Annotated in this window: 8 protein-coding genes; all 8 read right to left on the bottom strand. The window is 41.4% G+C overall.

Going from position 1 to position 16,203, the window contains the following annotated elements; genetic code table 11:
• Window positions 1–34: 34 nt before the first annotated feature.
• The 8 genes from AC58UW_RS21830 to AC58UW_RS21795 all read right to left on the bottom strand — a co-directional run bounded on the left by AC58UW_RS21830 (window position 35) and on the right by AC58UW_RS21795 (window position 15,978).
• Entirely contained in the window at window positions 35–2,638 is a 2,604-nt protein-coding gene (locus AC58UW_RS21830; RefSeq protein ID WP_497422709.1) for a stalk domain-containing protein, read from the bottom strand.
• A 190-nt stretch (window positions 2,639–2,828) separates the two neighbouring features.
• Window positions 2,829–3,272: a hypothetical protein gene (locus AC58UW_RS21825; protein WP_497422708.1), complete on the bottom strand. Its 444-nt coding sequence runs from the start codon at window positions 3,270–3,272 to the stop codon at window positions 2,829–2,831.
• Window positions 3,273–3,462: 190 nt separating this feature from the next.
• Window positions 3,463–4,668, bottom strand: coding sequence for a methionine adenosyltransferase (gene metK, locus AC58UW_RS21820; RefSeq protein ID WP_497422707.1), 1,206 nt, complete (start codon window positions 4,666–4,668; stop codon window positions 3,463–3,465).
• A gap of 315 nt (window positions 4,669–4,983) precedes the next feature.
• Window positions 4,984–5,256: an alpha/beta-type small acid-soluble spore protein gene (locus AC58UW_RS21815; protein ID WP_497422706.1), complete on the bottom strand. Its 273-nt coding sequence runs from the start codon at window positions 5,254–5,256 to the stop codon at window positions 4,984–4,986.
• Window positions 5,257–5,425: 169 nt separating this feature from the next.
• On the bottom strand, window positions 5,426–5,938 hold the full coding sequence (locus AC58UW_RS21810; protein WP_497422705.1) for a hypothetical protein: 513 nt from the start codon (window positions 5,936–5,938) through the stop codon (window positions 5,426–5,428).
• Window positions 5,939–6,050: 112 nt separating this feature from the next.
• Window positions 6,051–9,179, bottom strand: a complete 3,129-nt coding sequence (locus tag AC58UW_RS21805; RefSeq protein ID WP_497422704.1) for an S-layer homology domain-containing protein — start codon at window positions 9,177–9,179, stop codon at window positions 6,051–6,053.
• A 566-nt stretch (window positions 9,180–9,745) separates the two neighbouring features.
• A complete protein-coding gene (locus AC58UW_RS21800; protein WP_497422703.1) occupies window positions 9,746–12,748 on the bottom strand; it encodes an S-layer homology domain-containing protein in 3,003 nt (1,000 codons plus the stop codon).
• 227 nt (window positions 12,749–12,975) lie between these two features.
• Window positions 12,976–15,978 carry an S-layer homology domain-containing protein gene (locus AC58UW_RS21795; protein WP_497422702.1) on the bottom strand — a complete coding sequence of 1,001 codons (3,003 nt, stop codon included), beginning with the start codon at window positions 15,976–15,978 and terminating at the stop codon, window positions 12,976–12,978.
• Window positions 15,979–16,203 lie beyond the last annotated feature (225 nt).

The following is a 16,203-nucleotide window of genomic DNA, read 5'->3' as shown; positions in this document are numbered from 1 at the left end:
GTTCTTACAATTTGAAGTGAACTTCTAGCACTATTTATTCAATGGTTATCCCATAATTTTGGGGATCCCAGCCTACTTTAAACCCTAATTTCTCAGAAATTACACGAAGTGGAACCATAGTCACATTATTCATAATTTTTGGTGCAACCTCTGCTGTGATACGATCCCCATTTGCTAGTAAATCTGCATTATCAATCCACAGATCGATTAGCTTGTCTCCGCGAACAACAGTAACTTTCCGTTCTTTGTCATCCCATTTCACATTACCGCCGAGAGCTTCTGTTACAAATCGAATTGGAATAAGTGTATTATCATTCACAATCGTCGGTGCTTGCTCTAACGTCATGGCTTTTGAATTCACCGTTACCTGTTTCTTGTTCACTGTGAGTTTTACTGAATTTTTCGCCAGAGCCGGTAACTGTCCTTTATAAATAAAAGAGATATCATCGATACTAATTTTCCCTTTCGGTGCTCTTTCATCCTGCCCATTCGCCGGATTAGCTACATAGACACTCTTGAGCTTAATTGGGAATTTCAGATCGGAGACATCAGCCGTCAATTTGCGCCAGCCCGTCCAGTTCGTATTTTCTGTGAAGCTGACATAGTTCAGTTTGCCGTCAGCATCAATAATTTCAGCACGCACCCAGTTAAAGCTTCCATCACCAAGGACCTTTGCCGTAATGAACTCAGGCTCACCAGCAATTTGCACGCCATTAGTACCATCAAATCGGGCATATGCAGCTTTCGTTCCTGTACCTTTTGTAAAATCGTAAGTAATCGCTAAATTCTTATTTCCATTTGCTTGCTCAATATTTACAGCAGAAACAACCTCTGCCGGATATTTATCACCTGTAGTTATAACCGCAGACTTGTCTAGGTCGTACCATACCTTTTCTTGTCCCACTGGAAGGGTAACCATTGTGCTGAAGCCATCATACCTTGCAATAACCTGGGCAGCCTGAGAACCTGAAGCACTGTCTACATGTAAAATACCATCTTTCAAGCTCCCTTTCACTCCGCTAAGCTCCCATGTTGCTGATGCCGCGGGTAGCTCTCTTGTAGCACCACTTTTGGTTGTCACCATAATTGGCAACTTAAAATCTCCACCCTCGGTCAACGAAAAAGCACCCGAATTGAACTTCATCGAATTAATTTGATTCCGGCCGATAACCTCAACATCCATGGATGCAGAGCCTTTCCCTGACTTCGCAGTAATCTGCGTTTTACCTGGCATTACAGGTGTAAATACATTATCCTTAAAGGCACCATTTGTTGTGGAATTACTCCATTGTGGAACGATGCCATCAACTGAAATCGGATTAAAATAATCATCATATGCTTTAAATTGATAAGTGCTGGATTCATTCATAAATAAAATATTTTGGCCTTTTAAAATAAGACCTTTTAACTCGCCTTTAGGCGCGGTGGAATATACGCCTAAACCATTTGCAACGGAACGTTGATTGCCATTCTCCGTTTTATTCACCAATTTTGGATCAATGTCTCCTAGAGGTCTAGACACCATCTGTGTGGAACCACCACCATCTAGTACCATCCCTTTCCAAACTCCAGCACTAATCATAAACTGCTGAAGCTCTGGCAGTGTCATACCCGCACTACCCGCACTGCGGTCAGAGGTAATAATGTAAGCTGTTTTCATGTCCTTGGAATAGCCTAGAGCCGTTCGTGAGCGAGGACTGTAACCGCTGAAATCGTTAATATTTCGTGTGAAATAACTCGGCTTCGCCTCATCTACCAGCAGTGTGCTGCCGCCGATAAGCATTTTAAAGTTTTTCCAATCATATGTTTTGGAAGCGTCATGCGGGATCATATCATATTTGGTAGTGACTTTATCTCCGACTTTGAGGTGATTTACGATAAACTCCCTTGCCAGACCTGAACCTCTAAGAATATACCCGTCTGCAGGAGCAATCATTTTAATATTCGTATCTACCGCAATTTCCTTGACGATATCATTCTGAATAAGCGCCTCAGTTGGAACATGCGTTCCATCCACTGCTCTTTGTGTCATTGCCCAAGCACTCGTATATAGGAAAAGTCCGTCAGCAATCATCGCAACATTGTTATCGTCCCAATAATACGTTTTATTCACACCGCCAAGTTCAAAAGACGTGCCATCTTTCGCTGTTACCTTACCCTGGAAGTCAAGAATATCAATAATCGGCTGATTATTCTTTGTTATAGCAAAAGAATACAGTCCTGATATTTTAGCTGGCGTCGCCATCACCGTTCCATTCGTAATCTGAGCACCTTCCGGGACACCTTCGGCTTGTGTATTGAAGAAATCTCCGTTTACACCCGCTACTGCTCCGCTATCCTTCACCATGCCCAAAACGCTCTGGTTCTTCGTAAACTGCGTATTCGTCCCTGCCATTGCGTCTATCTTTACGTTCGGATTCGTCAAATCTACCTCGATCACGTTGGCGTTTACCGAAACGTCCTTATTGCTTCTAGTTGTCGTCCAAACATAATTCTTCATGATTGCGCCTGATGTAATTGTTTCCTGTGAACTAAGCGTCAGCGTTGATCCTGCCGCATTTACCGTAGTCCCAGTTACCAATTGCCACATCAATGCGCAAGCCAGCGCACCTATCCCTACTTGCTTCTGTACCGTCATGTTGCTTTTCCACACTCCTCTTTCAGTCTAATTCTAGTATCTATCATTTTCACGATACTTATATAGACTCTTAAACTATGGAAAAAGTTACGATAGGATTGCAGTTGTATTTATACACCAAAAGAACAAAAAAAAGAGAGTCAACCCCCGTGGGACTTGCTCTCTGCTTGAGATACAAAACCTGTAAAATTTACAGGATACGTTTAATTTTAGCTTCATGCTCAATAGAACGAGCTGACAAAAGTTCAATAATAGCATGCTGCTGTTCTTGGATAAGTTCAATCCGCTTTACTGTGGCGTTGGTTTCCAAAACAGCTTGTTTAACTTGAGTTTGTTCTATTTCTAGTCTATCTAGGCGTATGTCGATACCAGTCAGATGGTTATCAATTCCAGTCAAGCGATTATCGATACCGGTCAGGTGATTATCGATACCGGTCAGGTGATTATCGATACCAGTCAAGCGGTTGTCGATACCAGTAAAGTGGTCGTCGATTCCAGTCAAGCGGTTGTCGATTCCAGTCAGGCGGTTATCAATTCCATCCAAACGTTTATCCATCAAATCTATCCTATCAAACACTGGTAAAAATTCGGCTTTAAGCAAGGCTGATAGAGCTTCTTTCAATTCATCATCCATTTCCATCACTCCCCGATCCATCTATAAATAGATGCTTCTAATCGTAATTTCAGTATACCATACGAATTGCTCGTGATGAAAAACTTGTGGAGTATATGTATATATTACCAATTTTTATATAGTAAGTCAAACATATGTTCTATTTTACTGATAAGTAAAAAACCGCCCAAAATAGGACGGTCTTCTAATATTAAACCAATGCTTGAGTTCTCAAAAGCTCAGCTTTGTCTGTACGCTCCCAAGGAACATCCAGATCATTACGGCCAAAGTGACCGTATGCAGCTGTTTGACGGTAGATTGGACGACGCAGGTCAAGCTCTCTAATAATACCCGCTGGGCGAAGGTCAAAGTTTTTGTGGATCAGCTCAACCAGCTTTTCCTCACTAACTTTTGCCGTACCGAATGTATCTACAGCAATGGATACCGGACGTGCAACACCGATTGCGTAAGCCAGTTGAACTTCACATTTTTCAGCAAGTCCAGCTGCTACAATGTTTTTCGCAACATAACGTGCTGCGTATGCTCCGGAACGGTCAACCTTTGTTGGATCCTTACCAGAGAACGCACCGCCACCGTGACGAGCGTAACCGCCATAAGTATCAACGATGATTTTACGACCAGTCAAACCAGCATCCCCTTGAGGTCCGCCGATTACGAAACGGCCAGTTGGGTTGATGAAATAGTTTGTTTTATCATCCAACAAGTGTGCTGGAACGATTGGAGCAATAACATGCTCTTTAATATCTTTTTGGATTTGCTCCAAAGAAACTTCTTCACCATGCTGTGTGGATACAACGATTGCATCTACACGAACTGGTTTATCATCAATGTATTCAACAGTTACTTGAGTTTTACCATCCGGACGCAGGTATGGAAGAGTTCCATCTTTGCGAACTTCCGTCAAACGACGAGCCAATTGGTGAGAAATCGAGATCGGAAGTGGCATAAGTTCAGGTGTCTCGTTAACTGCGAAACCGAACATCAGACCTTGGTCACCAGCACCGATTGCTTCAATTTCTTCATCTGACATAGAACCCTCTCTTGCTTCAAGAGCTCTGTTAACGCCTTGGGCAATGTCAGGAGATTGCTCATTCAAAGAAACGAGAACCGCACATGTTTGGGAATCAAACCCGTATTTTGCACGCGTGTAACCAATTTCCTTGATTGTTTGTCTTGCAATTGCTTGAATATCCACATATTCAGAGCTAGAAGTAATCTCACCGATTACCAAAACCAAACCAGTTGCTACAGATACCTCACATGCTACACGAGCATTCGGATCATTGGCAAGAAATGCATCCAATACCGAGTCAGAAATTTGGTCACAAATTTTATCCGGATGACCTTCTGTTACGGATTCGGATGTAAATAAACGACGTCCACGTACTTGCGTCATATCATTCATCCTCCTAATATCATTTAGTATGTTTGAAAAGCTTCTACTCGATGCCTCTATATGAAAAAAAGTGGGCCCGGCTTTAGCGGCAGCTTTTCACGCCAAACGGAATCCCTCTTTTGCGCTCTGCGCTGACAAGAACTTTGAATTCCGTACTGCTAAAAATTTATTAATGAATAAAGACAACAAAAAAATGAACCTTTCCCGATTGGAAAAGGTTAAATTAACATTGACCTTCAATAAGTTATCTTACTTTATTTGTCGCTCAGTGTCAATGAATGTAGTCGTGAATAAATTATGAATAATTTCTAATTGTTATAGTGAAAACAAGGCTTCTTCAGCACGTTGGATCAGCCTTTTTGTTATGGTCCCCCCAACAGCCCCTGCATCTCTTGAAGAAATGTGCCCCCAATAATCCTCTTTCACTGAGGATGAAGGAATTGACCCTAGTTCTGTCGCGAACTCCGTGTCCGCACTTAACGACATATGCTTACCCACCGGCAATCCTAACTCAGCAGCAATCTCGTATTTGAGTGCATCTAGTGCCTTTTTTGATTGAGGAACCAATTTGTTGTTACTTCTAGCCATAATAAACGCCTCCTTAAAGTTTTTTATTAAAAACCAAGGTCCGTAAGCAATTGACCCGAGTGGGTACACCTTTATTATGGCTAGAATCCTAAGCTCCAACCGCATAAGAAGTTGTCATTACGGGTAAAATTATGGAGAAGACTAGTCTTCGCTTACTTTTTAAAAAACATTATTTTGCAGCCGAACTTCCGTCTGCATTCAGCAGTAAATAGCTACCGCGCACCATGACAAAAATGTCCGCCGTATTTTTCGGTGATGGCTTTATACCGCGTCCCTCAGCCGGGAAAATCAAAAGATGATTCAGCGCGACTTCCGTCCCCGCTGGAAGATCCTTGCCTCCCGTTACATCCGGGATGCCATTATCATCGTTGCTCACGGCGAGGACCCTGCCGCTTCGCACGATAAATTCGGCGCCAGCGCCGGCGTAAAGTGTTTGTCCATTTGCTAATTGGACAACTTTCATCGCCGCTGGCGTCGGGCTAGTGCCTGTGCCTCCGTTGCTCCCATTGCCAGGCTGGCTGCCACCAGCATTGGCAGCGATCGCGGAGGCGATAAGATCCTTCACCTTGGCTTCGCTTAAGGTGTTCTGGTCGAAGTAGCTCTTTGTGATCACCGGGTCGGTGGACGAGCCCGGGGTTGGTGCTTCGGCTTGGGAAGTTGAGACCACTATATTAAAACCCATGAATATAACTGAAAGTAATATCATTTTTCTTTTTTCAAACAATGTTAAATTCCCCTTTCATTACTTCAATAAAAAAAGAAGACCCTAAGGTCTTCTTTAGTTTAAGCCTAGATTATTTAACAGTAATTGAAGTTGCTGCGGAAAGACCAGTTGCAGTTGTTGCAAGCAGATCGAATGCTTTTACGTTTGTACCAGCTGTAATGTTACCATATTTGTCAACAGATACTGTGCTAGCTGTACCAGTTACGGCTGAATCCGACAATACAACACCTTTTACAGTAAATACTGTACCGAACAGGTAGTTATATTTCTGAGCGTCAAATCCTTCGTAAGTAACGCCATAGTTGTCAGTTACTTTCAAGTTCATCAATCTGAATGCATTGAACTTGCCTTCAACTACACCAGCAGCATACTCAGTCGCAGATCTTGTTGTATTTCCAGCTTCAACTTTCGTGGAAGTAAGAACATCGTCAAGAACTGTTACGTTCACAGTCTTTTGAACTGTTTCGTTTTTGGTGTTAACAAAGGATACGTTAAGTGTTGCTGTACCTTTCTTGTTACCAACTACATAACCTTTGCCATTGGATGTATTGATATCCGTTTTTGCAACGATTGGGTTAGAGCTAAACAATCCTTGAATTGTTTGTTTAATTGCAACAGTGTTTCCTGCGCTGTCAGTTGCTGTAAGCTTAACTTGTTTAGCAAGTTTGTTATCAAGAGCTGCTTCTTGTTGAGCAACAGTCAAAATATTTTTTCCTGTAGCAGCAACTGAACCTGTGTCATAAACATATTCAGAAACAGAACTTGTATCGATAGCATTTACCAGTTTATCAATGCTGTTGATGGAGTAAGTCAGATCTCCAGTAACTGCTTCGATTTTCTTAGTAAGCGGTGATGTAACGTCATTCCATGTACCATTAGCAGCTTGCTTTTGGATGTTCAAAGTGATTTGAGCATAGTTAGCAGTATCGACGTTAGTTGTACCGAACACGAATTTATGCTCTTTGTTAAAGAGTGTATTTACATCAGCACCCGAATACGTAGTCGTAGGAGCAAAATCAGCACCAGCATTTGTTACTGCTTTTACACCACCATAGACAGCTGTAGATACAGCAACTCGGTAATTTACTGCTGTGCCAACGTTACCGTTACCATCAGTCGATTTAACATTCTCCAACTTTTTACCATATTGGTCATATACATGAATCTCGAACGCGCTTTCTGCACCTTCAGCAATCTTCTTAGCTGGATCAGTTACAACTTTGAAGCTTTCTGGTACGCGTACATCACCTACAGTAAATGTAGCAGTATCGTTGCTGCTTGCATTCGGCTCAGCGATATATGCTGTTACAGAAATAATTGATTTGGAGGAAGATGGAAGGTTAGTGATTTTCACTTTACCTTTGTTCTCTCCACTTACTTGAAGAACGGAATTGTCACCGCTAGCGTCTGTTGAAGAGCTGATTTTGATTCTTTTTACGTTTTGGTCGCTTACTAGATCGTCAACGCTCAATACGTTACCAGCTGCATCATAAGCTGTAATTGGCACATAGAAATCTGCATCACCAGCAGCAACTTGTGTGCTAACATCTCCGATTTCTACTTTAGTAGCTACTTTACCAGAAGCCAATTTCACTTTACCTGTGCCAGAACCAGCTTGGTTATAAACTGTGAAAGAAACCTCAGCTGTTTTGTCAATGTTGTTATCAAGGTAGATTTTCACATCAGCGATATCGTCGCTGTTGGAATCAGCTACTTCATATTTCAAAGCAGGCTCATAACCATTGAATACAACACGAGTATCCGTTTGATCTTTAGCTGAATCATAAGCAACTACATTGCCATATTGGTCGTAGTTTGTAAGATCAAAAGTAGCAGTCTCACCTTTTGTACCAATTGAATCTTTACCGTTGGAATATTTGATTGCGCTAAGTTCCATTTTGGAAATGAATGGAGCCGTACCTACTTTAAATGTTTTGGAAACTGATACATGGTTCTCGTTGTCATAGATGTTTACTGGAACAAGACCTGTACCTGATTGGAAATTATCTTTGCTAGTATCCAATTTCAACAGCAATCCACCATCGCTAGTTTTAGCTAGTTGTGCGTTCGCAGCTGCGTCCGAGTATACAGTGTATGCACCTGAAGAGAAGGACGCATCTTCACCATATTGGTTGGAAGCTTTTACTTTAATACGAACTTTAGCGGATTTTGCAATTGTATCGCTAGCGTTAACGAAATCAATTTTAGTAACTTTTTCGTTTTCAGCAGTGAAGCTAGCTGTTGTTTTGTCAACAGTTGCAGCGTCAAGGCCGCTCAAAGTTACGGAGTAGTCACCAGCTGTAAGCTTAGTGTCTTTCAATGTAAGTGTTGCGGATTTGCCATCTTCAGCAAATACTGTGTCAACAGCTACAACGATCGAACCTTTTTTCAATTCGAATTTAGCTTTTTCTTTATCAGCTGGTTTGCTGAAAGAAACTTCAACTTTTTTCGCACCAGAAGCTTTTGCTGCTGTTACGGAGAATTTACCTGGGGATACGTATTGAGCTTTCGCTTCGTATGCACCAGTTAGAAGAAGATCACGAGTTGCGTTAGTTTGGCCACCGAAACCACCTTCAGCAGCTGGGAACAATTTCAATTCAAGAGCCAATTTCACATAACCTTGTGCCCATTCAGAAACTGTTTTGTCGTCGCCAGTTTTACCTTTTGCTTCAGCATCTTTGTTCAATACGCGAACCAAGAAAGTAGCAAGTTGTTCTTTTGTTACTTTACCAGCTGGGTTGTAAGTACCTTCACCGTAACCATCAGTGATACCAGCAGTTTTCAAAGCTTCGATGTAAGGAAGTGCGTAGCCGTTAGCTGCGTCATCAACTTTAACATCAGAGAAGCTGGAAGTTTTAAGATCTTTGTTAACTTCAATACCAGTGATCAAAGCTGCAACTTTCGCGAATTGAGCACGGTTCATTTCGTCTTTCAAACCAAATGTTGTGTCTGTTACGCCGTCGAAGATACCTGCGCTGATCATTGCATCGAATTTTGCTTTTGTTGCTGCGTCAAGATCTTTAAGATCTGTGAAATCTGCAGATGTTTTACCAAATGCTACGGAAGAAAACATGGATAATGCCATTGCTGTAGAAAGAACTACGGATAAACTTTTTTTCATAACCTTTTTTTCTCCTCCTTGGATATCTTTAATTTTATTTGTTTTAGTTGTAAACATATTTGAGCTCGATTCACTCATTGTCTTGTTCACCCCCTTTCCAGAGTTGAGCGGAAATTTTATAACTAAGTTCTCTTGTGATTATATAACCACACTAGAAACTAGTAAACGATTTTAGAAATAGGTAGTGACACCAAGGTATATTATACTATGGTCGAAATACGTCGTAAAGGATTATTTTTATATCCATTTAGTGTACAGGAATGATATAAGTCATCATCGTTTACTTGTTTTCAAAGTATTAAACGCAGCGAATTAGAAAAAGTTGCGCTTGCGAGTATTTTTTTTTGAATTCATCAAACCATTTAATAAAAACTGCTGTATATCAGCACTTATTTATTAATTCTGTACCGTAGCTCTTCGATGTTGTGCTTAGGCTTCTATTATACTCCTATATTAGATACGTACGAGACATTAAAATTAGTTAAAGGCAGCTTCTTGGGTGTTGATAAAAAAATGCTATTACATGATGTTGGAGTTGCACATTCACTGTTTAATTTATTTTTCTGCATACAAAAAACCTGAAAAACAGACACCTTTTTCAAAGTGTCTATCTTTCAGGTTACAACTTGCTTCTAATCAATTTCTTATTTCACTACAGAAGTGCTTGCAGTCAAGCCTGTTGCTGTCGTAGCTACCAAGTCAAAGCCAGTCACACCTGCATCAGCTTTGATGTTTCCGTATTGGTCTACAGTCACAGAGCCAGTGCCTGTAACGCCTTTAGCTGTGAATACTACACCAAACAGGTAGTTGTATTGTTGTGCTTCAACTTCTTCATACTCCACACCGTAGTTATCTGTAACAGTCAAATCCATCAATGAGAACGCATTTGGCTTGCCATCTCCCGCGTCAGCTACAGCCGCATCCCAGTCTTCTTTCGTCGTTGCTGTGTTATCTGCAACAATTTTTGTCGATGTCATTACGTTGTCTAATACTTTAACATCAACTGTTTTCAATACAGATTGGCCTTTGTTGTCAGTAAACGCTACGTTTAATTTCGCAGTACCCGTTTCGTTACCAATTACATAACCTTTACCTGCTGTCATATCTGTTTTTGCTACGATCCCGTTCGAGCTTGTGATCGATTGAATCGTTTGTGGAATAGCGACCTTGTTGCCTCCGCCATCCGTTGCTGCTAGTTTAACTTGTCTTGCAAATTTACTTGTCAATGCAGATTCCTGCGCCTCAACGGACAACTTATCAGTTGCTCCTGTATCATACGTTGTTGCCGCTAGAGAACTGCTATCGATCGCATTAACCAGGTCGCTCACTGTGTTGATCGTGTACGTAAGATCTGTATCCGCTGTAATAGCCTCAACTTTTTTCGTTACATTGAACAGTTCTGTCCAATCCCCGGATCCTACTTTTCTTTCCACTTTCGCTACAAATTCATCAGAGTTCTCTTCGCTACCCGCAGCTGTGTACGTAAATTTATGCTCTTTGTTGAACAATTCTGCATTTTTACCTGTAATTGGTGCTGAGAAGTCTGCGCCAGTTGCTGGTACAACCTTTACGCCACCAAGATTATGCTCTTCTACAGATATACGGTATTGATCTTGTGTGCCAACATTACCATTTCCATCTGTCGATTGGATGTTTTTCAACTCTTTACCGTATTGGTCGTACACTTTAATTTGGAACGCGCTCTCGCCACCTACGGCAATTTTCTTCGCAGGGTCTGTTACCACTTTAAAGCTCTCTGGTACGCGTGCATCCGCTACTGTAACGGTAGCTGTATCATTGCTGCTTGCGTTTGGCTCAGCAATATACACATTAATCGAGATAATAGATTTTGATGTTGTTGGAAGATTTGTAACTTTTACTTGCCCTTTGTGTTCACCATTTGTTTGAAGTACAGAGTTGTCTGCACCGCTAGCATCTGTCGAAGAGCTGATTTTAATTCTATTCAGGTTTTGGCTGCTTACCAAGTCTTCTGTGCTTAATACATTACCAGCTGCGTCATAAGCTGTAATTGGCAGGTATGCTTCTGTATCTCCAGCTGCTACGACATCATTAACATCACCGATTTCTACTTTGGTTGCTACTTTACCAGCAACCAACTTCACTGTCCCTGTGGAAGATCCGGCTTGGTTGTATACAGTGAACGTAATATCAGATGCTTTGTCAATGCTGTTATTCAAGAAAACTTTAACATCCGCAATTTGGTCGCTGTTAGAATCGCCGACTTCATATTGCAATGCTGGCTCATAACCGTTAAATACAAGGCGTGTATTCGTGTTATCTGCTGTTGTATAAGGAACGACGTTGCCATATTGGTCATAGTTCACAACATCGAATGTTGCTGTTTCACCTTTTGCATTAATGGAATCTTTGCCATTTGAGTATTTCACAGTACCTAATTCCATTTTCGAAATAAACGGAGCTGTTCCTACTTTAAATGTTTTAGACACCGTTACGCGGTTATCGTTGTTGTAGATGTTTACAGCAACAAGGCCTGTTCCAGAAGTATATGAGCTTGTGTCTAGTTTCAACAACAACTCGCCGCTTTCTGATTTAGTAAGCTGTGCATTAGCCGCTGCATCTGCATATACCGTGTAGGAGCCTGCTGACATCGTTGCATTTTCACCATATTGGTTAGTTGCTTTTACTTTCAAACGAACATCAGATGCCTTTGCAATTGTATCACCAGCGTTAGCGAAATCAAGCTTCATAACTTTCTCAGCTTCGCCTTTAAAAGTTGCTGTTGTTTTCTCAACTGTTGCTGTGTCAAGTCCTGACAATGTTACTGTGTAGTCTCCATCACCAATCTTAACATCTGTTAATGTTAATACCGCGGACTTCTTGTCATCTGCAAATTTAACAGTAGTTGCAACGTCGATAGAACCTTTTGTCAAAGCTACTTTTGCTTTGTCAGTATCGACTGGTTTGTTAAAGTTAACTGTTACTTGTTGTGCACCTGTTGCTTTTGCACCTGTTACGGATACTTTACCAGCTGGTACGTATTGTTGTTTCGCTTCGTATGCGCCGCTCACAAGCAAATCACGTGTTGCGTTGCTCATACCGCCAAATTTACCATCTTCATTGTTGGAAAGAAGTTTCAGTTCAAGAGCAAGTGCGACATAACCTTGTGCCCAACCAGAAACGGTTGTGTCTGTGCCTGTTTTACCTTTTGCATCAGCGTCTTTACCAAGAACACGAACCAAGAAAGTAGCTAGTTGTTCTTTCGTTACTTTACCAGCCGGGTTGTATTGATTATCTGCATAACCATCAGTTACGCCAGCTGTTTTCAAAGCTTCGATATAAGGAAGTGCATAACCATTAGCTTCGTCGGTTACACTAACGTCAGTAAAGCTGGAAGTTTTCAAATCCTTGTTAACATCAAGACCCATGATCAAGGCAGCAACTTTTGCAAATTGCGCACGGTTCATTTCTTCTTTCAGGCCGAAAGTTGTTTCGGATACACCGTCGAAGATACCCGCGGAGATCATTGCATCAAATTTCACTTTTGTAGCTGCATCCAGGTCTTTCAAATCTGTGAAATCAGCAGATGATTTCGCAGCGAATGCTAGGGATGAGAACATGGAAAGAGCCATAGCGGATGTAAGGACTACGGAAAGAGTTTTCTTCATAAAGGTTTGTTTCCTCCTAATATTTTAAAGTTTTTTTGTTATAAAAACTTATAACCAGCGGGACGACTCTTGAATCGTTCTTGCAAGATTCCGTGTAGCTACGCGTCTATCACCTCGGCTACATGACTTAGTATACGTGAGTATATGCATAATTTCATTGATAAGTATTTTCCAGTAGAGTTTATAAAAAGAAAAGAGACCCTAAGGTCTCTTTTCTACTTTAATTCTTATTTCACTACAGAAGTGCTCGCAGTCAAGCCTGTTGCTGTCGTAGCTACCAAGTCAAAGCCAGTCACACCTGCGTCAGCTTTGATATTTCCGTATTGGTCTACGGTCACAGAGCCAGTGCCTGTAACGCCTTTAGCTGTGAATACTACACCAAACAGGTAGTTGTATTGTTGTGCTTCAACTTCTTCATACTCCACACCGTAGTTATCTGTAACAGTCAAATCCATCAATGAGAATGCATTTGGCTTGCCATCTCCCGCGTCAGCTACAGCCGCATCCCAATCTTCTTTCGTCGTTGCTGTGTTATCTGCAACAATTTTTGTCGATGTCATTACGTTGTCTAGTACTTTTACATCAACTGTTTTCAGTACAGATTGGCCTTTGTTGTCAGTAAACGCTACGTTTAATTTCGCAGTACCCGTTTCGTTACCAATCACATAACCTTTACCTGCTGTCATATCTGTTTTTGCTACGATCCCGTTCGAGCTTGTGATCGATTGAATGGTTTGTGGAATAGCGACTTTGTTGCCTCCACCATCTGTTGCTGCTAGTTTAACTTGTCTTGCAAATTTACTTGTCAATGCAGATTCCTGCGCCTCAACGGACAACTTATCAGTTGCTCCTGTATCATACGTTGCTGCTGCTAGAGAACTGCTATCGATCGCATTAACCAGGTCGCTCACTGTGTTGATCGTGTACGTAAGATCTGTATCTGCTGTAATAGCCTCAACTTTTTTCGTTACATTGAACAGTTCTGTCCAATCCGCGGATCCTACTTTTCTTTCCACTTTCGCTACAAATTCAGCTGAGTTCTCTTCGCCATCTGCAGCTGTGTACGTAAATTTATGCTCTTTGTTGAACAACTCTACGTTTTTACCTGTAATTGGTGCTGAGAAGTCTGCGCCAGTTGCTGGTACAACCTTTACGCCACCAACATTATTCTCTTCTACAGATATACGGTATTGATCTTGTGTGCCAACATTACCATTTCCATCTGTCGATTGGATGTTTTTCAACTCTTTACCGTATTGGTCGTACACTTTAATTTGGAACGCGCTCTCGCCACCTACGGCAATTTTCTTCGCAGGGTCTGTTACCACTTTAAAGCTCTCTGGTACGCGTGCATCCGCTACCGTAACGGTAGCTGTATCATTGCTGCTTGCGTTTGGCTCGGCAATATACACATTAATCGAGATAATAGATTTTGATGTTGTTGGAAGATTTGTAACTTTTACTTGACCTTTGTGTTCGCCATTTGTTTGAAGTACAGAGTTGTCTGCACCGCTAGCATCTGTCGAAGAGCTGATTTTAATTCTATTCAGGTTTTGGCTGCTTACCAAGTCTTCTGTGCTTAATACATTACCAGCTGCGTCATAAGCTGTAATTGGCAGGTATGCTTCTGTATCACCAGCTGCCACGACATCATTAACATCACCGATTTCTACTTTGGTTGCTACTTTACCAGCAACCAACTTCACTGTCCCTGTGGAAGATCCAGCTTGGTTGTATACAGTGAACGTAATATCAGATGCTTTGTCAATGCTGTTATTCAAGAAAACTTTAACATCCGCAATTTGGTCGCTGTTAGAATCGCCGACTTCATATTGCAATGCTGGCTCATAACCGTTAAATACAAGGCGTGTATTCGTGTTATCTGCTGTTGTATAAGGAACGACGTTGCCATATTGGTCATAGTTCACAACATCGAATGTTGCTGTTTCACCTTTTGCATTAATCGAATCTTTGCCATTTGAGTATTTCACAGTACCTAATTCCATTTTCGAAATAAACGGAGCTGTTCCTACTTTAAATGTTTTAGACACCGTTACGCGGTTATCGTTGTTGTAGATGTTTACAGCAACAAGGCCTGTTCCAGAAGTAAATGAGCTTGTGTCTAGTTTCAACAACAACTCGCCGCTTTCTGATTTAGTAAGCTGTGCATTAGCCGCTGCATCTGCATATACCGTGTAGGAGCCTGCTGACATCGTTGCATTTTCACCATATTGGTTAGTTGCTTTTACTTTCAAACGAACATCAGATGCCTTTGCAATTGTATCACCAGCGTTAGCGAAATCAAGCTTCATAACTTTTTCAGCTTCGCCTTTAAAAGTTGCTGTTGTTTTCTCAACTGTTGCTGTGTCAAGTCCTGACAATGTTACTGTGTAGTCTCCATCACCAATCTTAACATCTGTTAATGTTAATACCGCGGACTTCTTGTCATCTGCAAATTTAACAGTAGTTGCAACGTCGATAGAACCTTTTGTCAAAGCTACTTTTGCTTTGTCAATATCGACTGGTTTGTTAAAGTTAACTGTTACTTGTTGTGCACCTGTTGCTTTTGCACCTGTTACGGATACTTTACCAGCTGGTACGTATTGTTGTTTCGCTTCGTATGCGCCGCTCACAAGCAAATCACGTGTTGCATTGCTCATACCGCCAAATTTACCATCTTCATTGTTGGAAAGAAGTTTCAATTCAAGAGCAAGTGCGACATAGCCTTGTGCCCAACCAGAAACGGTTGTGTCTGTGCCTGTTTTGCCTTTTGCATCAGCGTCTTTACCAAGAACACGAACCAAGAAAGTAGCTAGTTGTTCTTTCGTTACTTTACCAGCCGGGTTGTATTGATTATCTGCATAACCATCCGTTACGCCAGCTGTTTTCAAAGCTTCGATATAAGGAAGTGCATAACCGTTAGCTTCGTCGGTTACACTAACGTCAGTAAAGCTGGAAGTTTTCAAATCCTTGTTAACATCAAGACCCATGATCAAGGCAGCAACTTTTGCAAATTGCGCACGGTTCATTTCTTCTTTCAGGCCGAAAGTTGTTTCGGACACACCGTCAAAGATACCCGCGGAGATCATCGCATCGAATTTCGCTTTTGTAGCAGCATCCAAGTCTTTCAAATCTGTGAAATCAGCAGATGATTTCGCAGCGAATGCTAGGGATGAGAACATGGAAAGAGCCATAGCGGATGTAAGGACTACGGAAAGAGTTTTCTTCATAAAGGTTTGTTTCCTCCTAATATTTTAAAGTTTTTTTGTTATAAAAACTTATAACCAGCGGGACGACTCTTGAATCGTTCTTGCAAGATTCCGTGTAGCTACGCGTCTATCACCTCGGCTACATGACTTAGTATACGTGAGTATATGCATAATTTCATTGATAAGTATTTTCCAGTAGAGTCGATTTACTAGTTAAACACTTATCTATTGGTGCAAGCTTTCACT

Source organism: Paenibacillus sp. J22R160 (assembly GCF_059692135.1).
The sequence above is the reverse complement of the archived record's forward strand: the minus strand, read 5'-3'. Positions and strand labels throughout refer to the sequence as shown.